Origin of the sequence: Streptomyces sp. SAI-170 (assembly GCF_049739565.1) — a bacterium.
Taxonomy (GTDB): Bacteria; Actinomycetota; Actinomycetes; order Streptomycetales; family Streptomycetaceae; genus Streptomyces.
Map to the genome: position 1 here is coordinate 2,367,915 of NZ_JBMGQD010000001.1, position 19,188 is coordinate 2,387,102.

At 70.8% G+C, this 19,188-nt stretch carries 21 protein-coding genes; 10 read left to right on the plus strand and 11 right to left on the minus strand.

What is annotated here, in order from left to right; translation table 11 throughout:
• Window positions 1-28: 28 nt before the first annotated feature.
• Both miaB and RKD23_RS10415 read right to left on the minus strand, forming a co-directional pair.
• The gene (miaB, locus tag RKD23_RS10410) at window positions 29-1,558 is read right to left on the minus strand and encodes a tRNA (N6-isopentenyl adenosine(37)-C2)-methylthiotransferase MiaB (protein ID WP_424853437.1); all 1,530 of its coding nucleotides are present in this window, start codon (window positions 1,556-1,558) and stop codon (window positions 29-31) included.
• Between the two features lie 58 nt (window positions 1,559-1,616).
• Window positions 1,617-2,024, minus strand: coding sequence for a MazG nucleotide pyrophosphohydrolase domain-containing protein (locus RKD23_RS10415; protein ID WP_424853438.1), 408 nt, complete (start codon window positions 2,022-2,024; stop codon window positions 1,617-1,619).
• An 88-nt stretch (window positions 2,025-2,112) separates the two neighbouring features.
• Between RKD23_RS10415 and RKD23_RS10420 the strand changes: the two genes are divergently transcribed.
• Window positions 2,113-3,111, plus strand: a complete 999-nt coding sequence (locus RKD23_RS10420; RefSeq protein WP_424853439.1) for a TAXI family TRAP transporter solute-binding subunit — start codon at window positions 2,113-2,115, stop codon at window positions 3,109-3,111.
• Between the two features lie 60 nt (window positions 3,112-3,171).
• On the opposite strand, the gene RKD23_RS10425 is transcribed toward RKD23_RS10420, so the two are convergent.
• Complete coding sequence (locus tag RKD23_RS10425; protein WP_424853440.1) at window positions 3,172-4,572, minus strand: ATP-binding protein; 1,401 nt, start codon at window positions 4,570-4,572, stop codon at window positions 3,172-3,174.
• Between the two features lie 9 nt (window positions 4,573-4,581).
• Window positions 4,582-5,268 (minus strand): response regulator transcription factor, encoded by a 687-nt coding sequence (locus RKD23_RS10430; RefSeq protein WP_404033563.1) that lies wholly within the window; start codon window positions 5,266-5,268, stop codon window positions 4,582-4,584.
• A gap of 287 nt (window positions 5,269-5,555) precedes the next feature.
• On the opposite strand from RKD23_RS10430, the gene RKD23_RS10435 reads away from it, so the two are divergent.
• The 8 genes from RKD23_RS10435 to RKD23_RS10470 all read left to right on the plus strand — a co-directional run bounded on the left by RKD23_RS10435 (window position 5,556) and on the right by RKD23_RS10470 (window position 12,096).
• Window positions 5,556-6,332: an amino acid ABC transporter ATP-binding protein gene (locus RKD23_RS10435; protein ID WP_424853441.1), complete on the plus strand. Its 777-nt coding sequence runs from the start codon at window positions 5,556-5,558 to the stop codon at window positions 6,330-6,332.
• Between the two features lie 74 nt (window positions 6,333-6,406).
• The gene (locus RKD23_RS10440; RefSeq protein ID WP_424853442.1) at window positions 6,407-7,249 is read left to right on the plus strand and encodes a glutamate ABC transporter substrate-binding protein; all 843 of its coding nucleotides are present in this window, start codon (window positions 6,407-6,409) and stop codon (window positions 7,247-7,249) included.
• Between the two features lie 75 nt (window positions 7,250-7,324).
• The gene (locus tag RKD23_RS10445) at window positions 7,325-8,002 is read left to right on the plus strand and encodes an amino acid ABC transporter permease (protein WP_424858210.1); all 678 of its coding nucleotides are present in this window, start codon (window positions 7,325-7,327) and stop codon (window positions 8,000-8,002) included.
• Window positions 7,999-8,901, plus strand: a complete 903-nt coding sequence (locus RKD23_RS10450) for an amino acid ABC transporter permease (protein WP_424853443.1) — start codon at window positions 7,999-8,001, stop codon at window positions 8,899-8,901. The genes RKD23_RS10445 and RKD23_RS10450 overlap by 4 nt, the downstream gene beginning before the upstream one ends.
• 176 nt (window positions 8,902-9,077) lie before the next feature.
• Entirely contained in the window at window positions 9,078-10,730 is a 1,653-nt protein-coding gene (locus tag RKD23_RS10455; RefSeq protein ID WP_424853444.1) for an FAD-dependent monooxygenase, read from the plus strand.
• A 119-nt stretch (window positions 10,731-10,849) separates the two neighbouring features.
• A complete protein-coding gene (locus RKD23_RS10460) occupies window positions 10,850-10,921 on the plus strand; it encodes a putative leader peptide (protein ID WP_309544753.1) in 72 nt (23 codons plus the stop codon).
• 82 nt (window positions 10,922-11,003) lie between these two features.
• Window positions 11,004-11,561 (plus strand): cysteine dioxygenase, encoded by a 558-nt coding sequence (locus tag RKD23_RS10465; RefSeq protein WP_424853445.1) that lies wholly within the window; start codon window positions 11,004-11,006, stop codon window positions 11,559-11,561.
• Between the two features lie 100 nt (window positions 11,562-11,661).
• Window positions 11,662-12,096, plus strand: a complete 435-nt coding sequence (locus tag RKD23_RS10470; protein WP_424853446.1) for a rhodanese-like domain-containing protein — start codon at window positions 11,662-11,664, stop codon at window positions 12,094-12,096.
• Between the two features lie 91 nt (window positions 12,097-12,187).
• Here RKD23_RS10470 and recX read toward each other — a convergent pair whose 3' ends face one another.
• The 4 genes from recX to RKD23_RS10490 form a co-directional block, all read right to left on the minus strand.
• The gene (gene recX, locus RKD23_RS10475; RefSeq protein WP_424853447.1) at window positions 12,188-13,000 is read right to left on the minus strand and encodes a recombination regulator RecX; all 813 of its coding nucleotides are present in this window, start codon (window positions 12,998-13,000) and stop codon (window positions 12,188-12,190) included.
• Between the two features lie 4 nt (window positions 13,001-13,004).
• Window positions 13,005-14,129 (minus strand): recombinase RecA, encoded by a 1,125-nt coding sequence (gene recA, locus RKD23_RS10480; RefSeq protein ID WP_424853448.1) that lies wholly within the window; start codon window positions 14,127-14,129, stop codon window positions 13,005-13,007.
• Window positions 14,130-14,431: 302 nt separating this feature from the next.
• Window positions 14,432-15,703 carry an AI-2E family transporter gene (locus RKD23_RS10485; protein WP_424853449.1) on the minus strand — a complete coding sequence of 424 codons (1,272 nt, stop codon included), beginning with the start codon at window positions 15,701-15,703 and terminating at the stop codon, window positions 14,432-14,434.
• Window positions 15,704-15,763: 60 nt separating this feature from the next.
• Window positions 15,764-15,958 carry a DUF3046 domain-containing protein gene (locus tag RKD23_RS10490; RefSeq protein ID WP_424853450.1) on the minus strand — a complete coding sequence of 65 codons (195 nt, stop codon included), beginning with the start codon at window positions 15,956-15,958 and terminating at the stop codon, window positions 15,764-15,766.
• Between the two features lie 79 nt (window positions 15,959-16,037).
• Between RKD23_RS10490 and RKD23_RS10495 the strand changes: the two genes are divergently transcribed.
• Window positions 16,038-16,982 (plus strand): hypothetical protein, encoded by a 945-nt coding sequence (locus RKD23_RS10495; RefSeq protein ID WP_424853451.1) that lies wholly within the window; start codon window positions 16,038-16,040, stop codon window positions 16,980-16,982.
• Window positions 16,983-17,092: 110 nt separating this feature from the next.
• On the opposite strand, the gene RKD23_RS10500 is transcribed toward RKD23_RS10495, so the two are convergent.
• The 3 genes from RKD23_RS10500 to RKD23_RS10510 are packed head-to-tail and all read right to left on the minus strand — an operon-like array spanning window position 17,093 to window position 19,127.
• Window positions 17,093-17,401 carry an AzlD domain-containing protein gene (locus RKD23_RS10500; RefSeq protein ID WP_424853452.1) on the minus strand — a complete coding sequence of 103 codons (309 nt, stop codon included), beginning with the start codon at window positions 17,399-17,401 and terminating at the stop codon, window positions 17,093-17,095.
• Window positions 17,398-18,147 (minus strand): AzlC family ABC transporter permease, encoded by a 750-nt coding sequence (locus tag RKD23_RS10505; protein ID WP_424858211.1) that lies wholly within the window; start codon window positions 18,145-18,147, stop codon window positions 17,398-17,400. Before RKD23_RS10505 ends, RKD23_RS10500 begins: the two co-directional genes overlap by 4 nt.
• A complete protein-coding gene (locus RKD23_RS10510; protein ID WP_424853453.1) occupies window positions 18,138-19,127 on the minus strand; it encodes an AraC family transcriptional regulator in 990 nt (329 codons plus the stop codon). The genes RKD23_RS10505 and RKD23_RS10510 overlap by 10 nt, the downstream gene beginning before the upstream one ends.
• Between the last annotated feature and the right edge of the window lie 61 nt (window positions 19,128-19,188).

The following is a 19,188-nucleotide window of genomic DNA, read 5'->3' on the forward strand; positions in this document are numbered from 1 at the left end:
TCCCTCCCACCCGTATGGTGCCAGGCGGTCAGTCGCAGCCGCAGCCGCTTCCCGTGGCCACCGGCAGCGGCGCCGGGGCCCCGATCCTGGGCAGGCCGAGCATGACGCCGGCCTTCTTCTCCTGCTCCTGGGTGTTGCGCTTGGCCCAGGCGTCGCCCGCGCGCGTACGGCGCACTTCCAGGACCTGGCCCTCGGCGAGGAGGTGGTGCGGGGCGGCGTACGTCACCTCGACGGTGACCACGTCACCGGGGCGGACCTCCTGATCCGGCTTGGTGAAGTGGACCAGGCGGTTGTCGGGGGCCCGGCCGGACAGGCGGTGGGTGGCGCCGTCCTTGCGGCCCTCGCCCTCGGCGACCATCACCTCCAGGGTGCGGCCGACCTGCTTCTTGTTCTCCTCCCAGGAGATCTCCTCCTGGAGGGCGACGAGCCGCTCGTAGCGCGCCTGGACGACCTCCTTGGGGATCTGGTTCTCCATGGTCGCGGCGGGGGTGCCGGGGCGCTTGGAGTACTGGAAGGTGAACGCGTTGGCGAACCGGGCCTCGCGGACCACGTGCATGGTCTGCTCGAAGTCCTCCTCGGTCTCACCGGGGAAGCCCACGATGATGTCGGTGGAGATCGCGGCGTGCGGGATGGCGGCGCGGACCTTCTCGATGATCCCGAGGAACCGCTCCTGGCGGTAGGAGCGGCGCATCGCCTTCAGGACGGTGTCCGAGCCTGACTGCAGCGGCATGTGCAGCTGCGGCATCACGTTCGGCGTCTCGGCCATGGCGGCGATCACGTCGTCGGTGAAGTCGCGCGGGTGCGGCGAGGTGAAGCGGACCCGCTCCAGGCCCTCGATCTCGCCGCAGGCGCGCAGCAGCTTGCTGAAGGCCTCGCGGTCGCCGAGGTCGGAGCCGTAGGCGTTGACGTTCTGGCCGAGCAGGGTGATCTCGGAGACACCCTCGCCGACCAGCGTCTCGATCTCCGCGAGGATGTCGCCGGGACGACGGTCCTCCTCCTTGCCGCGCAGCGCCGGGACGATGCAGAAGGTGCAGGTGTTGTTGCAGCCGACGGAGATGGAGACCCAGGCGGCGTACGCGCTCTCGCGGCGGGTCGGCAGCGTGGACGGGAACGCCTCCAGGGACTCGGCGATCTCGACCTGCGCCTCCTCCTGGACGCGGGCGCGCTCCAGCAGCACCGGCAGCTTGCCGATGTTGTGCGTGCCGAAGACGACGTCCACCCAGGGCGCCCTCTTCACGATGGTGTCGCGGTCCTTCTGCGCCAGGCAGCCGCCGACCGCGATCTGCATGCCGGGGCGGGCGGCCTTCTTCGGGGCGAGGTGGCCGAGGTTGCCGTACAGCTTGTTGTCGGCGTTCTCGCGGACGGCGCAGGTGTTGAAGACCACGACGTCGGCGTCGCCGTCCGAGCCCTCCGGGGCGCGCACATACCCGGCGTCTTCGAGCAGTCCGGACAACCGCTCGGAGTCATGGACGTTCATCTGGCACCCGTAGGTGCGCACTTCGTAGGTCTTGGGTCCGTGAACGTCCACTGCCGGGCTCCGGTCGCTGCTGCTGGTCATGCGTTCAAGGGTAGGCGGTCCCGGAGGAGCCTCGCCCCGGCGTTCGGGCGCGGGCGGCTCAGGCCCGCTCGGCGGGTATCCAGCCTTGGCGGCGCAGGACGGCCGAGACGTCCGGGGCCTCGTAGTGCTCGCCCTTGAGGACCTTGCCGTCGGCCCGGCGGGCGACCTGGCCGTCGGGGCCGAGCTTGGTCATGTTGGAGCGGTGGATCTCGGCGATCACCGCGTCGAGGTCGATGCCGTGCACGAGCGCCGTGCCGTAGGCGACGTACACGACGTCCGCCAGCTCGTGCGCGAGCTTGTCCAGCGGGCCGGACACCGACACCTCGGCGACCTCCGCCGCCTCCTCCGCGAGCAGCTCACCGCGGTGCGCCGCGAGGTCCGGCGCGACCTCGGTGGGCGTGGTGCGGGCGTCCAGGCCGAAGGCCAGGTGGAACTCACGGACGAGATCGGCAGCGGAAGAACTCATGCCCCGACTCTAACGACCACCACTGACAGGCCCCCTCTCCCCCGGTGCCCCTGGTCAGCAGCGCGTGCGTGCTGGCAGGATCACGCCCATGTCCAAGCTCTTCTCCCGCCTCGGCAGGCGGCGTGCGCTGCAAGGCGCGGGCGCCTTGTTCGTGGTGCTGGGGTTGCTGCTGTGGTGGCTGCTGCCGCTGGGCGAGGAGCCGCCGAGCGGGACGATCACGTTCAGCACGGGGACGCCGCACGGGGTCTACCAGAAGTACGGCAGCCTCCTGCGCAAGGCGTTCAAGCGGGACATGCCGGAGCTGGACGTGCGGCTCCAGCTCAGCAACGGCTCGCAGAAGAACGTGGCGCGGGTGGCGACCGGCACGGCCGACTTCACCATCGCCGCGGCCGACGCGGTGGAGACGTACCGCGAGGACGGGGGCCCGGGCGCCGGCCAGCTGCGCGGCGTCGCTCGCCTGTACGACGACTATGTGCACATCGTCGTCCCGCGCGCGTCTGACGTGGAGTCCGTGGAGGACCTGAAGGGCAAGCGGGTCGCCATAGGGCTGCCCGACTCCGGGGTGCGGCTGATCGCCACCCAGGTGCTCGAGACGGCCGGCATCGACCCGCGCAAGGACATCACCCCGCTGCCCGACGGCATCGACACCGGCCCCGAGCGGCTCAAGAGGGGCGAGATCGATGCGTTCTTCTGGTCCGGCGGCCTGCCCACGGACGGCCTGACCGAGCTCGCCGACGACTTCGAGCTGCGGTTCGTCCCGCTGGACGCCGCCTTTGTGGCCAGGTTGCAGAGCCGGGGCGGCGCCACCCGCTACTACCGGCCCACCGTCATGCCGGAGTCCGCCTATCCGGCGGTCCAGCACGGCACGCCCGTGCCCACGATGGCGGTCTCCAACCTGCTCGTCACGCGCGCGGACGTCGACCCGCGGCTCACCGAGTGGCTGACCCGGACCGTCATCCGCAGCCGCGACAGGATCGGCGCGGACGTCCACTCCGCCCAGCTCGTGGACCTGCGCACGGCGATCTACACCGATCCGGTGCAGCTCCACGAGGGTGCTCGGCGCTACTACCGGTCGGTCAAGCCGTAGCGCCCTGGCCGCACGTGGCTGACCCGGGCCGTGCCCTACCCCTGCCCAGCAGGGAGGGCCCTACCGCGCAGGCCCCGACCGAGGCACGGTCACCGTCACTCGTAGGCCGTGCGGCTCATGATGGTCGTACGCGATGGAGCCGCCCCCGGCCGCCAGCAGAGCCCGGGAGATGGACAGGCCCAGCCCTGAGCCCTTGATGTTCTGGTGTCGCCCGCTACGCCAGAAACGATCGCCGACGCGGATGAGTTCCTCGTCGGTGAGGCCCGGCCCGCGGTCGGCGACGACGATGGTCGAGGTGTCGCCGTTGGACGCGACGCAGACGCGCACGCATTCGTCCTTCGGGGTGAACTTCACCGCGTTGTCGATCACCGCGTCCAGGGCGCTGGAGAGCGCGACCGGGTCGGCCCACGCGGTGGTGGGCGGGCAGTCCCCCACCAGCCGTACGCCCTTCGCCTCGGCCGTCGGGGACCAGGCGGCGACGCGCTCGGCGGTGAGCGCGCCGATGTCGGTCAGGGCCAGGTCGGCCTCGACGTGCTCGGCGAGCGCGAGGTCGAGCAGGTCGTCCAGGACCTGGGCCAGCCGACGGCCCTCGGCCTGGACGGAGGCGATCTCCGGGTTGCCCTCGGGCAGTTCGAGGGCGAGCAGCTCGATGCGCAGCAGCAGCGCCGCGAGGGGGTTGCGCAGCTGGTGCGAGGCGTCGGCGACGAAGGCGCGCTGCTGCTCCAGGACGTCCTCGACGTTGTCCGCCATCTCGTTGAACGACCGGGCCAGCCGTCTGAGTTCCGGCGGCCCGCTCGCCACCGCGACGCGGGACTTCAGGCGGCCGCTGGCGACGGCGTGCGTGGTGGCGTCGAGGATCCGTACGGGCCTGAGCACCCACCCCGTGAGCCGCAGCGCCGCGCCGACGGCGAGCAGCATCGCGGCGACCTCGCCCGCCGCGACGACCAACCAGCCCTGCAGGATGCGCGAGCGCATGGCGCCGGTGGGCGAGTCGGTGACGACGACCGCGACGACGTCACCGTCCCGGATGACCGGCGAGGCGACGACCAGGGTGCGCCGCTGCCAGGGCCAGATCTGCTTCGGGTCCTGGCTGCGCCGGCTGAGCAGCGCCTCGGCGAACGCCCTGCGCACCTCACCCTTCTCGGGGAGCAGCCAGTCGCCCGGCGCCTGCGCCATGGGCGTGCCGTTGCGGTAGAAGACCCCGGCACGGATGCCGTAGACCTCGTGGTAGCTCGTCAGTTCCGTGCTGAGAGTGCGCTCGTCCGGGGACGTGGTGCCGGGGCCGGCCGTCGCGGGGGTGACGTACTGCGCGAGGGCGGCGAACCGAGCGGTGTCGTCGATGCGGTCGACGATGACCTTCTGCTGCTGCGCCGCGGCCACGCTGACGGCGAGCGGCACGCCGAGCGCCAGAAGCACGGCAGCCATCAGGACGATGAGCAGCGGCAGGAGTCGAGTGCGCACCCTGGCCCGCTAGGCGGCCGGGGCGACGAGCCGGTAGCCGACGCCGCGCACGGTCTCGATCAGCGCGGGCATGCGCAGCTTGGCGCGCAGGGACGCCACATGCACCTCCAGGGTGCGCCCGGTGCCCTCCCAGCTGGTGCGCCACACCTCGCTGATGATCTGCTCCCGGCGGAAGACCACTCCGGGCCGTTGGGCCAAAAGGGCGAGCAGATCGAACTCCTTGCGGGTCAGTTGGACAACCGAACCGTCCACGCTGACCCTCCGCGTGGGCAGCTCGATGTGTACGGAACCCAGGCGCAGCACGGCCTCACCGGCCCCGGCCGCGTCCTCGTGCACCGTGCGCCGGCTGACCGCGTGGATACGGGCGAGCAGTTCTCCGGTGTCGTACGGCTTGACGACGTAGTCGTCGGCCCCCAGGTTGAGGCCATGGATGCGGGAGCGAACGTCGGAGCGGGCGGTGACCATGATGACGGGGGTGCTGGTGCGTTTGCGGATCTTGCCGCAGACCTCGTAGCCGTCCTGGTCGGGCAGGCCGAGGTCGAGCAGCACGACACCGAAGCCCGGGCCGCCGGGGACCAGCGCCTGGAGGGCTTCCTCTCCGCTACGCGCGTGTGTCACGTCGAAGCCGTGCCGCGCCAGCACCGCGGACAGGGCGGCGGCGACATGGTTGTCGTCCTCGACGAGAAGCAGTCTCATCCCGGCCTCCTTCGGTTCATCGCGCGTACGGTGTCGTCCGACAAAAATGCGTGCACGCGCGTGCGTGCACCCAGGCAGTCACGCCGATGGATGAGGACGGCGTCAAGAGGGTTCCGGTTGCGCGGAGCTTCCGTTATCCGGCCGATACGCGTCCAGGTCACAAGTGCTACGACACGTGTCCGATTGCAACCGGATCGTGATGCTCAGATTCCCCTCAGATGTAATGACGCTGGTCGCGTAGGGTTACTACTGTCCTCCGAAACCGAGGAGGACGGAGCCAGAGAGCGATGACCGAAGTATCGGTGGCCAAGGAAGATGTGGCCGCGAGTGGCGAACTGGTCGTCCTGAAGAGCGTCAACAAGCACTTCGGCGCGTTGCACGTACTCCAGGACATCGATCTGACGATCGCGCGCGGCGAGGTCGTCGTGGTCATCGGGCCCTCCGGGTCCGGGAAGTCCACCCTGTGCCGCACCATCAACCGCCTGGAGACGATCGACTCCGGCGACATCACCATCGACGGCAAGCCGCTGCCCGCCGAGGGCAAGGCGCTCGCGCGGCTGCGCGCGGACGTCGGCATGGTGTTCCAGTCCTTCAACCTCTTCGCGCACAAGACCGTGCTCGAGAACGTCATGCTCGGCCAGATCAAGGTCCGTAAGTCGGACAAGAAGAAGGCTGAGGAGAAGGCCCGCGCCCTGCTGGACCGCGTCGGCGTGGCCACCCAGGCGGACAAGTACCCCGCTCAGCTCTCCGGCGGCCAGCAGCAGCGCGTCGCCATCGCCCGCGCGCTGGCCATGGACCCCAAGGTCATGCTCTTCGACGAGCCGACGTCGGCGCTCGACCCGGAGATGATCAATGAGGTCCTGGAGGTCATGCAGCAGCTGGCCCGGGACGGCATGACCATGATTGTCGTCACCCATGAGATGGGATTCGCACGATCGGCCGCAAACCGCGTGGTGTTCATGGCGGACGGACGCATCGTCGAAGAGGCTGCGCCCGACCAGTTCTTCAGCAACCCGCGCAGTGACCGCGCCAAGGACTTCCTGTCGAAGATCCTGCACCACTGACGCCACGTCGCTCCCGCGACGTACTACGTCATCCGGCAACACGGCATCTCCTCACCACACGAAGGATGTTCACCATGAAGCTCCGCAAGGTCTCCGCCGCGGCCGCGGCTGCGCTCGTCCTCTCCCTGACCGCGACGGCCTGTGGGGGCGACGACGACAAGGACAGCGGCTCGGGCTCCGGTGGCGGCGACACGATCAAGGTCGGCATCAAGTACGACCAGCCCGGTCTCGGCCTGAAGGAGCCGGGCGGCAAGTTCTCCGGCTTCGACGTCGACGTGGCGACCTACGTGGCCAAGGAGCTCGGCTACGAGCCCGACCAGATCGAGTTCGTCGAGACCAAGAGCGCCGACCGCGAGAACGCGCTGTCGCGCGGTGACGTCAAGTTCATCGCGGCGACGTACTCGATCACCGACGAGCGCAAGCAGAAGGTCGACTTCGCCGGTCCGTACCTGCTCGCCCACCAGGACCTGCTGGTGAAGAAGGACTCGGACATCAGCAAGGGCACCGACCTCAACGGCAAGAAGCTGTGCTCGGTGACCGGCTCGACCTCGGCGCAGAACGTCAAGAAGGACATCGCGCCGCAGGCTCAGCTGAAGCAGGTCGGCACCTACTCCGAGTGCCTCGCCGGTCTGCAGAGCGGCGCCGTGGACGCGCTGACGACGGACGACTCGATCCTGGCCGGCTTCGCCGCGCAGGAGCAGTACAGGGGCCAGTTCAAGCTCGCCGGGCTGAAGCTCAGCAACGAGAACTACGGCATCGGCGTCAAGAAGGGCGACACCGCAACGGTCGACAAGATCAACGCGGCCCTCGAGAAGATGGTCAAGGACGGCTCCTGGGACAAGGCCGTGAAGGACAACTTCGGTCCGGCCGACTACAAGAACGAGCCCGCTCCGAAGATCGGCGAGATCAAGAACTGACGTACTGGCCGACATGTGCGCCGCCCTCCGGGGCGGCGCACCGGGACCCTCCTACACCCGGAAGCGCGGGAGATCGTGTTCGACTTCATTTCTGACTATGACGATCCAACGTTGTTGGGTGCCTTCTGGGTGACGGTGCAGCTGACCGTGTTCTCGGCCATCGGCTCCCTGATCTGGGGCACCCTGCTCGCCGCCATGCGGGTCAGCCCGGTCCCGCTGATGCGCGGTTTCGGCACCGTTTACGTGAACGTCGTCCGGAACATCCCCCTGACGGTCATCATCGTCTTCACCTCGCTCGGCCTGGCCGACATCTTCGGCATGACGATGGGCGCGCCGGACGACTTCAAGCTCCAGGGCTTCCGCCTCGCCGTGCTGGGTCTCATCGCCTACACCTCGGCGTTCGTGTGCGAGTCGCTGCGCTCCGGCATCAACACCGTCCCGGTCGGACAGGCCGAGGCGGCCCGGGCGATCGGACTGAGCTTCACCCAAGTGCTCTCGCTCGTCGTGCTGCCGCAGGCGTTCCGCGCGGTCATCGGCCCGCTGGCCAACGTACTGATCGCGCTGACCAAGAACACGACCGTGGCGGCCACGATCGGTGTGGCCGAAGCCGCGCTGCTGATGAAGGAAATGATCGAGAACGAGGCCCAGACGGTTCTCATCGGCGCGGTCTTCGCCTTCGGTTTCGTGGTACTGACCCTGCCCACCGGCCTGATCCTCGGCTGGCTGAGCAAGCGACTGGCGGTGAAGCGATGACCTCGGTTCTCTACGACGCCCCCGGCCCCAAGGCCAAGCGGCGCAACCTCATCCTCTCAGTGGTCTTCTTCGCCCTGCTCGCGCTGCTCCTGTGGTGGATCTGGCAGGTCATGGACGACAAGGGCCAGCTGGAGTGGAAGCTCTGGAAGCCGTTCACCCAGTCCGAGGCCTGGACGACGTACCTGCTGCCCGGCCTGGCCGACACCATGAAGGCAGCGGCGCTGGCCATGGTCATCGCCCTGCCGCTGGGCGCCGTGTTCGGCATCGCGCGCATGTCCGACCACCGATGGGTACGGGTCCCCGCCGGCGTCGTGGTGGAGTTCTTCCGGGCGATCCCGGTGCTGCTGCTGATGCTGTTCGCCAACGAGTTCTACGCCCGCTCCACGGACGTCACGAGCGACGACCGGCCCCTCTATGCGGTGGTCACGGGCCTCGTGCTCTACAACGCCTCGGTCCTCGCCGAGGTGGTCCGGGCAGGCATCCTGGCGCTGCCCAAGGGACAGACCGAGGCGGCCCAGGCGATCGGTCTGCGCAAGGGTCAGACCATGGCCGGCATCCTGCTCCCGCAGGCCGTCACGGCGATGCTTCCTGCCATCGTCAGCCAGCTGGTCGTCATCGTGAAGGACACCGCACTGGGCGGTGTGATGATCGGCTTCACCGAGCTGCTGAACACACGTGGCACGCTCGCGGCCAACTACGCGAACGTCATCCCGAGCTTCATCGTCGTGGCGGTCATCTACATCATCGTCAACTTCATCCTCACCACCTTCGCGGGCTGGCTGGAGCAGCGCCTGCGGCGCAGCAAGCGCACGACGGGCGCGGTCCTCGGCAAGGACGACGTCGACGACCTCAACGCCGCCGAGGTCGGTGGCAGCTTCGGCTCAGGAGCCAGCGCCTGACGAGTGGTCAAGTGACGTGAACGGGTGAAGGCAGTGGCGTGACGACGCCACTGCCTTCGTCACTTGACGCAAGCACCGGCAATAGGTTGCATACGTTCTGTGATCGTGCACCCTGCTCAAACCTCCTGTTCACACCCGTCTCCTGAGACGCCGTCACGAGCAGGGAGCGCCGCGCCGTGGACCCGGTGATCATCGTCGGGGCGGGGCCCGTGGGGCTCACGCTCGCGCTGGCACTCGCCCGCCAGGAAGTGCCGTCCGTCGTCCTGGACGAGGGGCCCGGCAAGGACGAACCGCGCCTCGCCCGTACGGTCGTCCTGCGCGAGGACACCACCGCGCTCATGGAACGGCTGACCGGGCTGCCGATCGCCGAGGCCGGACTCCGCTGGTCAGGCTGGCGGTCGGTGCGGCGCCGGCAGATCATGCGCGAGGTCGACTTCGACGCACCGGACGACTCCGAGTCGGGGATCGAGACCGTCCCCCCGGCCTCAGCCCCGCTGCATGTCGCGCAGCATGTGCTCACGGGCGCGCTACGAGCCGCCCTCGCCCGCGAGCGGCTCGTCAGGATCGCCGTGGACAGCAGGCTCGACGGCCTGGAGCAGGAGCCGTCCGGCGTCACCGCCCACACCCGCGGAGCCCAAGGCACCTGGTGGCGGGGCAGCTACCTGGTCGGCTGCGACGGCCCCCGCTCCACCGTGCGCAAACTCCAGGACATCCGCTTCCCCGGCCGTACGGCGGTGGAGCGACACGCCGTAGCCGCACTGCGCACGGAACTTCCATGGGCCGGTCGCGCGTTGCTCCATCGGACACCGCCGTGGCGGACGTCGGGACCCTCGGCCGGGGAGGTGACCGCGCGCCCGCTGCCGGAGGGCGTCTGGCGGCTGGACTGGCTACTGCCGCCGAGCAAGGACCTCGTCACCCCCGAGCTCCTGGTGACCCGCATCCGGGAGACGCTGACGGGCTGGACCGACGGCGCCACACCGTCGTACGAACTGCTGGACACCGGTGTGCACATCGTGCACCACCGGCTGGCCCGCCGCTGGCGGGTGGGCCGTGTCTTCCTCGCCGGGGACGCGGCGCATCTGCTCGGCGCGCTCGGCACCCAGGGCCTCGACGAGGGGCTGCGGGACGCCGACAACCTCGCCTGGAAGCTGGCGCTCGCCTGGCACCACGGGCCGCACGAGACGCTGCTCGACAGCTACCAGGCCGAGCGGCGCGCGGTCGTCGCCGCCCGGCTGCGCGCCGCCGACCAGGTGCTGCCGCTGCTGCGCGGCGGCAAGGGGCTGCGCTCGTACGTCCTCGGCGCCGCCCGGGGCCATGACGCGCTGCTCACCGACGGCCACCTGGGGCAGGGCCCGGTCGGCGCGCCCGGCGGCTACGCCGACTCGCCGCTCGCGCCCCGGCACATCGAGGCCGAAGTCCCGGTCGACACCCTCCCGGGCGCGCCCGTCGCCGACGTACGGGTCACGGCCGAGGACGGCACGTTCGTACAGCTGCGGGACCGGCTCGGCCGCGGCGCGCTGCTGGTCGTGCTGATCGCGCCGGGCACCGGGGTGTGGGAGCGCCGGCACTGGGTGTCCGCCGGGCTGATGCCCCGGCTGGCGGCGGCGGTCACGGCCCTGCCGCACCCCGCGGAACTCCTGGTCGCCGAGAGCTACCCGGGCGCGGCCGCCCACACCGTCCTTCTCGTACGACCCGACGGCCACCTCGTCACAGCCCTCGGCGGCGTCCGCCCGGCCGACCTGTACGCGGCGGCGGAGGCGACTCTCGGAGGACCGAGGGAGGAAGAGGCAGCGGCGACGGCCTCGGCCTCCGCCGCCTCGGCGAACTGACCGGCCGGGGCCGGTGTGCGCGCCTGTCCGTCCTCACCGTCACCCTGCGTCCGCATGGTGACGGTGAGTTGACCGCCCTCGACCGCCGTGGTGTACTCCGAACCGTGACCGACACCGATGTGCGCCTGTGGCGGAGGGTCCACATGGACCTGGTCCGCTACGCAGGCTGCGTGTGTCGTCCGTCCTGCTGAATTCGCATTCCCTCGTCTCCGCGCGCCCCCGGTCACGGCTTCCTCGCGCGCGCTCACGCGACTTCTCCCAGGACGGTCTCCGTTGTCTGTCTCCCCCGCCCTTTCCGGGCCCTCTTCGCCTGTCCCCTCCGTGTCCGCGTCCGTCCGTGTCCCCACCCAGGCGGACCTCCTTGATTTCGTACGACGCACAGCCGCCGACGCCGAGTTGATCGCCTCGCTCCCGCTCGACCCCGAGGGCCGCACCTGGATCCGCCTGGAGGGGCCCGGCGGCAGTGAGGCGTGGCTCATCGGCTGGCCGCCCGGCTCGGGCACCGGCTGGCACGACCACGCCGACTCGGTCGGCGCGTTCCTCACCGCCCGCGGGGAGCTGCGGGAGAACGCGCTCGCCGCCCGGCTGCCCACCGACGGCTGGAAGACCCTGGAACTCACCGAGGGCGTGGACCGCGAACGCCGACTGCCGGCCGGCCAGGGCCGCGCCTTCGGTCGCCACCATGTCCACGAGGTCCTCAACGAGTCACCCGAGCAGCACGCGATCTCCGTCCACGCCTACTACCCGCCGCTGCCCCGCATCCGCCGCTACAGCCGCACGGGCCAGGTGCTGCGCCTGGAGCAGGTCGAGCGCCCGGAGGACTGGCAGTGAGGCGGGGTGGGGAGGCACGACGCGAGCGGCTTACAGCGAAGACGGTCATTTCGGGTCGCGCGGTCATTCTCGGGTCGCGCGAGGAGGGGGCGGGAGTCTGATGAGTGAACAGAGCCACACCGCCGTTGAGGTCGGCCAACATCCCGTCGGCATCGACGAGTTGCTGGAGCGGGTGCGTGAGGGCTACGAGCGGATCGAGCCCCTCGACGCCCATGCCGCCGCCCGCACCGGCGAGGCACTGCTGGTGGACATCCGCTACGCCGCGCTGCGCGAGCGGGACGGTCTGATCCCCGGCGCCCTCGTCGTCGAGCGCAACGAACTGGAGTGGCGCCTCGACCCGCAGGGCAGCCACCGCCTCCCCGAGGCCACCGGGCACGACCTGCGCGTCGTGGTCATCTGCAACGAGGGCTACGCCTCCAGCCTGGCCGCCGACTCCCTGCACCGGCTGGGACTCCGCCGGGCCACGGACCTGGTGGGCGGCTTCCAGGCGTGGAAGCGGGCGGGGCTGCCGGTGACGCCGCCGTCTGAGCGGTAGAACGGGGTGAGGCAGGCAAGGCGGTGAGCCGACTGCCCTTGCGGCTTCCGAGGGCCTCAGCGTGTGCCGTCCAAGAGCACCACAGGCACGCTCAGAACCCCTCCTCCCCCAGGAAGTCCGTCTCCTCGCCCTCCTCCTCCAGCGCCTGCCGGACCACGCGCAGGGCCATGCCCTCCGAGTAGCCCTTGCGGGCGAGCATGCCCGCGAGACGGCGCAGTCGCTTGTCGCGGTCCAGGCCGCGAGTGGCGCGCAGCTTGCGGTCGACGAGTTCCCGCGCGGTCGCCTCCTCCTGCTCGGAGTCGAGCTGGGCGACGGCGGAGTCGATCAGCGTGGGATCGACGCCCTTGGTGCGCAGCTCCCGGGCGAGGGCGCGGCGGGCGAGGCCCCGTCCGTGGTGCCGGGACTCCACCCAGGCGTCGGCGAAGGCGCCGTCGTCGATCAGTCCGACCTCCTCGAACCGGGACAGCACCTCCTCGGCGGCCTCGTCCGGAATCTCCCGCTTGCGCAGGGCGTCCGCGAGCTGCTTGCGGGTGCGTGGGGTCCCGGTGAGCAGGCGCAGGCAGATCGCCCGTGCCTGCTCCACCGGGTCCCCCGGGGGCTCCCCCTTCTCGGCCCTCGACGAGGCAGAGGTGCCTCCGTCCTCGGTGGACGGCTCCTGCCCGGCACGCCGACGGCGCCCACGCCCTGTGCGTGAACCGCCCTCGCCGTGCCGGCCGCGCCCGCGACGGAGTCCGCCGTCGTCCGGGTGCGGGACGCCGTCCTGCCAGTCGTCACCGTCGTACGGGGAGTACGCGGTGCCGTCCGGCCCGTCACTCTCCCCGGCGAAGCCCGAGTCGCCCTGCCGCCCCGGCTCCCGGGAACTGCCGGGGTGGGCGTACTCGGTCCAGTCGGTTCGCCGTGTCACGCCGTCAGCTCTTGGCAGCCGCGGCCTTGGGCTTGGCGCTCTTGGCCGCAGCCGGGGCCGGAACCGACTTGGCGTCGTCCGCGGCGGCGGTGACCGCTGCGTCCGCACCCGGCTCGGCGGCGGGCTCCTCGGGACGCACGCCGACGCCGAGCTTCTCCTTGATCTTCTTCTCGATCTCGTTGGCCAGGTCGGGGTTGTCCTTCAGGAAGTTGCGCGCGTTCTCCTTGCCCTGGCCGAGCTGGTCGCCCTCGTACGTGTACCAGGCGCCGGCCTTGCGGACGAAGCCGTGCTCCACGCCCATGTCGATCAGGCCGCCCTCACGGCTGATGCCCTGGCCGTAGAGGATGTCGAACTCGGCCTGCTTGAAGGGCGGCGCGACCTTGTTCTTCACGACCTTGCAGCGGGTGCGGTTGCCGACCGCCTCCGTGCCGTCCTTCAGGGTCTCGATGCGGCGGATGTCGATACGCACCGAGGCGTAGAACTTCAGCGCGCGGCCACCGGTCGTGGTCTCGGGCGAGCCGAACATCACGCCGATCTTCTCGCGGAGCTGGTTGATGAAGATCGCGGTGGTCTTGGACTGGTTGAGCGCGCTGGTGATCTTCCGCAGCGCCTGGCTCATCAGACGGGCCTGGAGACCGACGTGGCTGTCGCCCATCTCGCCCTCGATCTCCGCGCGCGGGACGAGCGCGGCGACGGAGTCGATGACGATCAGGTCGAGGGCACCGGAGCGGACCAGCATGTCCACGATCTCCAGGGCCTGCTCGCCGTTGTCGGGCTGGGAGAGGATCAGATTGTCGATGTCGACGCCGAGCTTCTTCGCGTACTCGGGGTCGAGGGCGTGCTCCGCGTCGACGAACGCGACCTGGCCGCCGGCCTTCTGCGCGTTGGCCACGGCGTGCAGGGTCAGGGTCGTCTTACCGGAGGACTCGGGGCCGTACACCTCCACCACGCGGCCGCGCGGCAGGCCGCCGACACCGAGGGCGACGTCGAGTGCGGTCGACCCGGTGGGGATGACCTCGATGGGCTCGTTCGGCCGCTCGCCCAGGCGCATGACCGCGCCCTTGCCGAACTGCCGTTCAATCTGTGCGAGCGCGGCATCCAGGGCCTTCTCGCGGTCGGTTCCTGCCATGGGTTCCACCCGGTTTGCTTGAGTCGATCGCTTCACGTCAAAGACGCTAACGCCTGCCACTGACAATGCGCCCCGACGCGGGTCCGGCCTGTGGATAACTCGGGGATCCATCCATGCAAAGCATGCCAAAACCACCCACCGAGAACCTCGCCAGCACTTCCATAAGAATGGATGTTCGATTTTCGTGTCAAGCGCACCACGCCCCTGCCGCACGGCGGCTTCCTCGGTGCGCGACGGTCACGGAACAGCACGGCGAACCGGTCGAGGCCCCGCTGAATCAGCCCTCCGGAGTGGTGGACCTCTCAGTCGGCCTGTGTGCCGTCGCCCGAGGTGCCCGCGGTGCCGTTTCGCGACCGGCCCCATATCCGCCGGGCCCGCGTGAGCGGGCTCAGGCCACCGCCTCTGCCTCCCGTGCGGTGTCCCTGCACGCGCGGGTCGTCCGTGACGTCGTAGCGCTTCACGTACGCGCCCAGGAAGGCCTGGAGCGTGGCGACGGCCGGGATGGCGACCAGGGCACCGACCGCGCCGAGCAGCGCGGTGCCCGCGATGACGGAGCCGAAGGCGACGGCGGGGTGGATGTCGACGGTCTTGGAGGTCAGCTTGGGCTGCAGCACATAGTTCTCGAACTGCTGGTAGACCACGACGAAGATCAGCACCCACAGCGCGTACCAGGGATCGACCGTGAAGGCGATCAGCATGGGCAGGGCACCCGCGAGGTAGGTGCCGATGGTCGGGATGAACTGCGACACCAGGCCCACCCACACCGCGAGCACGGGCGCGTACGGCACGCCCAGCGCCTGCAGCAGGACGTAGTGGGCCACGCCGGAGATCAGCGCCATCAGACCGCGCGAGTACAGATACCCGCCGGTCTTGTTCACGGCGATCTCCCACGCGCGCAGCACCTCCGCCTGCCTGGCGGGCGGCAGGACCGAGCACAGCGCGCGGCGCAGCCGCGGTCCGTCGGCGGCGAAGTAGAACGAGAACAGGGTGATCGTCAGCAGCTGGAAGAGTCCGCCGAGCACCTGCGCGGAGACGTCCAGCACACCGGTGGCGCTGTTCTGGACGTAGTTGCGCAGCCAGTCGGAGCGCAGCAGGCCCTCCTGCACGTCCACCCGTCTCAGGTCGGTGTGGAAGTGGGCGTTGACCCAGTTGATGACGGAGTCGAGATAGTCCGGGAAACCCTCGACCATCTTGATGAGCTGACCCGCGAGCATGGAGCCCAGCAGCGTCACGAACCCTGCGGACAGGATGATCACCGCGAGGAAGACCAGCCCGGTGGCCAGGCCCCGGCGCATCCCCCGCGAGGCCATCCAGCTCACCGCGGGCTCGATGGCCAGCGCCAGGAAGAACGCGATGAGGATGTTGATCAGCAGGCCGGTCAGCTGGTGGAAGGCCCAACTGCCGAGCTGGAAGCAGGCGATGAGCGCCAGCGCGAGCACCATGGCGCGCGGCAGCCAGCGCGGCATGCGGCCGCCCGGCGCGGCGGCGCCCTCGGCCGGGGGCCGTGTGGGCGGAGTCGTGCCGATCGGGGATGCCTGCGGGGCTGCTTGCCCGGTCTCGTCAGTGGATGCCACGGATCAAGTCTCGCCCACGTCACTGACAGCCGGGAGCCGTCCTGCGGTCTTCGTGACCGGTCAGCGCCTTTCCTGTGGAACGTTCATGACGGAGCACACCACACGCCACACGTCCTTGGCCTCCCAGCCGGACTCCAGCGCCTGCTGCACGGTGCGTCCGTCGAGTTCCGACATCACGTGATCGCGCGCGAAGGTTTCGGCGTACCCCGCACCGAAGTGCTCCGCCATCCGCTCCCAGAAGACCGTCAACCGCATGACACCAGTATCCCGCCCCTGGGGGTGGGCCCCGGCCCGGACGGCTTGCCGGGACCGTTTTCGGCCCTACGGTCTGACCATGGCCGAAACAGGAGCATCCCCACTCCCCACCATGCCGCCGGCGCACTCCCCACTCTTCCGCGCCGAGCACTTCGTCTGGCTCACCGCGCGCGTGCTGGAGCAGCGGCTCTTCGCCTACCACTTCCTCGACGGCCCCGCCGACCCGGTGGAGACGGCGCTGGACGCCTACCGCAACGAGGACGGCGGCTACGGACACGCCCTGGAGCCCGATCTGCGCGGCCCGGTCAGCCAGCCGCTGCACACCGCGCACGCGCTGCGCGTGCTGGACTCCCTAGGGCGCTGCGGCGGGCAGCGGGTGGAGCGCATCTGCCGCTACCTGACCGCCGTCTCCACGCCCGAGGGCGCTCTTCCGGCGGTGCATCCCAGCCAGCGGGGGTATCCGGCGGCGCCGTTCGTGCCGATCGTGGACGACCCGCCCGGCGAGCTCCTCTCCACGGGGCCCGTGGTCGGGCTGCTGCACCGCAACGAGGTGTGGCACGCGTGGCTGTTCCGGGCCACCGACTTCTGCTGGCACGCCATCGAGTCGCTGAAGACCTCGCATCCGTACGAGGTCCATGCCGCCGTCGCCTTCCTGGACTCCGTGCCCGATCGCTCGCGCGCGGAGGCCGCCGCCGACCGGCTGGGCCGCCTGGTGCGCGAGCAGCGGCTCGCCGCTCTCGACCCCGGCGACCTGGGCGCCTACCCGGTGGCTCCCGGGTACGCCCCCGACGAGCACCACTTCCCGCACGACTTCGCCCGGACACCACGGTCCCTCGCGCGCGCGTGGTTCACGGACGAGGAGATGACGCGCTCGCTGGACTACCTCGCGACCGAGCAGACGGAGGACGGCGGCTGGCCGGTCCGCTGGCGCCAGTGGGCACCGGGCACGGCCCTGGAGGCCCGCCCCATGGTGACGATCGAGGCACTGCGCACCCTCCGGGCGTACGGCCGCTTCATCGGCTGACGCGCGGGCCGCGAGGGTACGGACCGGCGAAGGCCCGGCGGCTACGTCAGCTCACCGGCGGAACCGTCGCCGCTCCACCCGGGCCTCCCCAATCGCCCTGGCAGCGTCCCTCAACCGCCCAGCGCCCGCACCCCCGCCGTCACGACCACCGCGGCCGCCACGACGATCAGGAAGGGGGCGCGCAGCACCAGTGCCACGGCGGCCGCGGCGAGCCCTGCCGCGCGCGCGTCCAGCACCAGTGTCCGGCCGTCGGCGAAGGTCTGCTGGGCCGTGAGCGCCGCGAGCAGGGCGACCGGCAGCAGCGCGGCCAGCCGCCTCACGAGGGGCCGCTCCAGTACGCCCGCGGGGACCAGCAGCCCGGCGAGCTTGACGGCGTAGCAGCCCACGGTGGTGGCCGCTATGGCGATCCAGAAGTTCATCGCTCGCCCTCCGGCTGCCCGTCGCCACCCGGCGCGGGTGCCTCGGAATCCCCGCCGCCACCCCGCGCGGGCGCCTCGGAGAGCCCGTCGCCCTCCGCCTCGGCCCGCCCCTGTTCCGACAGCGCACCGCCACGCCGCCCCCGTACCCACAGCACGGCCGGTGCGGCAAGGGCGGCCAGCAGGACCGGTACGCCGGCCGGCAGGACCGGCAGCAGGGCGAGGCCGAGGACGACGGCGAGGCCCGCGACGGCCCGTTCGGTCGTGCTGGTGAGCATGGGGGCGAGCAGGGCCAGGAAGACGGCTGGACCGGCGGCGTCGAGGCCCCACGCGTCCGTGTCGCCGATGGCCTCCGCGCCCAGGGCGCCGAGCAGCGTGGTGAGGTTCCACAGCAGGTAGAGGCTGAGCCCGGTCACGGCGAAGCCGATCCTCGCCGCACGCCGGGTCGGCTGGGCCAGCGCCACGGCCGTGGTCTCGTCGATGACCCACTGTGCGGCGAACGGGCGCACCGCGCGCGGGAGGGCCAGCAACTGGGACAGGCGCAGCCCGTAGAAGGCGTTGCGCACACCGAGAAAGAATGCGCCCGCCGCGGCCGTGAGCGGATTCCCTCCAGCCGCGAGAGCCCCCACCAGCGCGAACTGGGACGCGCCGGTGAAGACCAGCAGGCTGAGCGCGCAGGTCTGCCACACCGTGAGCCCGCTGCCCGCCGACGTCACCCCGAAGGCGAAGCCGGAGAGCCCTACGGCGATCCCGACTCCGAGCGCGTCCCGGACGACGGCCCGGTCGGGTTTTTCCGCACCCGCGGAGTCCGGCCCGCCTGGGCCGTCGGCCCGTGTGCCTGCTGCGAAAACTGTCTGTTCTGCCACGCCTCGGACGGTAGGACGAGCCCGCGCGAGCCGTCTTGTACGTTCTTGCGCTCCCTCTGATACGCCCCCGGGGGCACCCCCACGATCCGGCTGAAGTGCCGGTTGAGGTGCGGCTGGTCGGTGAAGCCCACGGCCACCGCCGCCTCCGCGGGCGCGGTACCGGTGTCCAGCAGCCGCCGGGCCCGCCGTACCCGGGCGTCGGTCAGCCAGGCGTGAGGCGGCATTCCATAGGCGTCTCGGTAGGCGCGCAGCAGGGCGAAGGAGCTGGTCCCGAGGTCTGCGGCGAGGCGCTCCAGCGTCGGCGGCTCGGCCATCCGCTCCTCCAGCACGGCACGCGCGCGTGCCGCGATGCGCGCGCCGGCCGTCCGGACGACCCGCTGCGGCAGGGGTCCGCCGTTCAGCCGGAGCAGCCGGGTCACGGCCACGCGCAGCAGCGTGTCGGCGGCCAGCGCGTTGCCCTCGTCGGTGGCACGCAGCACCTGGTGGACCAGGGCGACGGTGTAGGGGTCGTCGAGCACGGGGCTGACGAAGCCGGGGGTGCCGCGGATCGTGGTCGTCTCGGCGGCGATGCCGGCCACGACCTCGGGGGACGGGTAGACCGCTCCGTAGCGCCATCCCTCGGGCACTCCGGCCCGGCCGGTGTGCGGGGTGTCCGGATTGACCAGGGCGAGCGCCCCGGCGCCTGCGTACTGGTCGCCGCTGCCGTGGTGGAAGACCTCGACTCCGTCGGCGATGGCGGCGATCACGAAGTTCTCGTGCGTGTGCCGTACGAACGTCTTGCGGATGTACCGGGCCCGCAGCAGGTCGACCCCCGGCAGTTCCGTGTACTGCCAGTGCCGCGCCCGCTCCCCGGAACCTGCCATACGTCCATTGTCGGCCAAGTGGATGATGGCCGTACTCGGGGACCCCGCGGCGGCGGAACGC

Coding starts and splice junctions, on each gene's coding strand:
- RKD23_RS10470 (WP_424853446.1), top strand. CDS start 11,662: ATGAGTGAACAGAGCCACACCGCCGTTGAGGTCGGCCAACATCCCGTC.
- RKD23_RS10430 (WP_404033563.1), bottom strand. CDS start 5,268: ATGAGACTGCTTCTCGTCGAGGACGACAACCATGTCGCCGCCGCCCTG.
- RKD23_RS10500 (WP_424853452.1), bottom strand. CDS start 17,401: ATGAACTTCTGGATCGCCATAGCGGCCACCACCGTGGGCTGCTACGCC.
- RKD23_RS10495 (WP_424853451.1), top strand. CDS start 16,038: ATGGCCGAAACAGGAGCATCCCCACTCCCCACCATGCCGCCGGCGCAC.
- RKD23_RS10415 (WP_424853438.1), bottom strand. CDS start 2,024: ATGAGTTCTTCCGCTGCCGATCTCGTCCGTGAGTTCCACCTGGCCTTC.
- RKD23_RS10440 (WP_424853442.1), top strand. CDS start 6,407: ATGAAGCTCCGCAAGGTCTCCGCCGCGGCCGCGGCTGCGCTCGTCCTC.
- RKD23_RS10420 (WP_424853439.1), top strand. CDS start 2,113: ATGTCCAAGCTCTTCTCCCGCCTCGGCAGGCGGCGTGCGCTGCAAGGC.
- RKD23_RS10435 (WP_424853441.1), top strand. CDS start 5,556: ATGACCGAAGTATCGGTGGCCAAGGAAGATGTGGCCGCGAGTGGCGAA.
- RKD23_RS10450 (WP_424853443.1), top strand. CDS start 7,999: ATGACCTCGGTTCTCTACGACGCCCCCGGCCCCAAGGCCAAGCGGCGC.
- RKD23_RS10490 (WP_424853450.1), bottom strand. CDS start 15,958: ATGCGGTTGACGGTCTTCTGGGAGCGGATGGCGGAGCACTTCGGTGCG.
- RKD23_RS10510 (WP_424853453.1), bottom strand. CDS start 19,127: ATGGCAGGTTCCGGGGAGCGGGCGCGGCACTGGCAGTACACGGAACTG.
- recA (WP_424853448.1), bottom strand. CDS start 14,129: ATGGCAGGAACCGACCGCGAGAAGGCCCTGGATGCCGCGCTCGCACAG.
- miaB (WP_424853437.1), bottom strand. CDS start 1,558: ATGACCAGCAGCAGCGACCGGAGCCCGGCAGTGGACGTTCACGGACCC.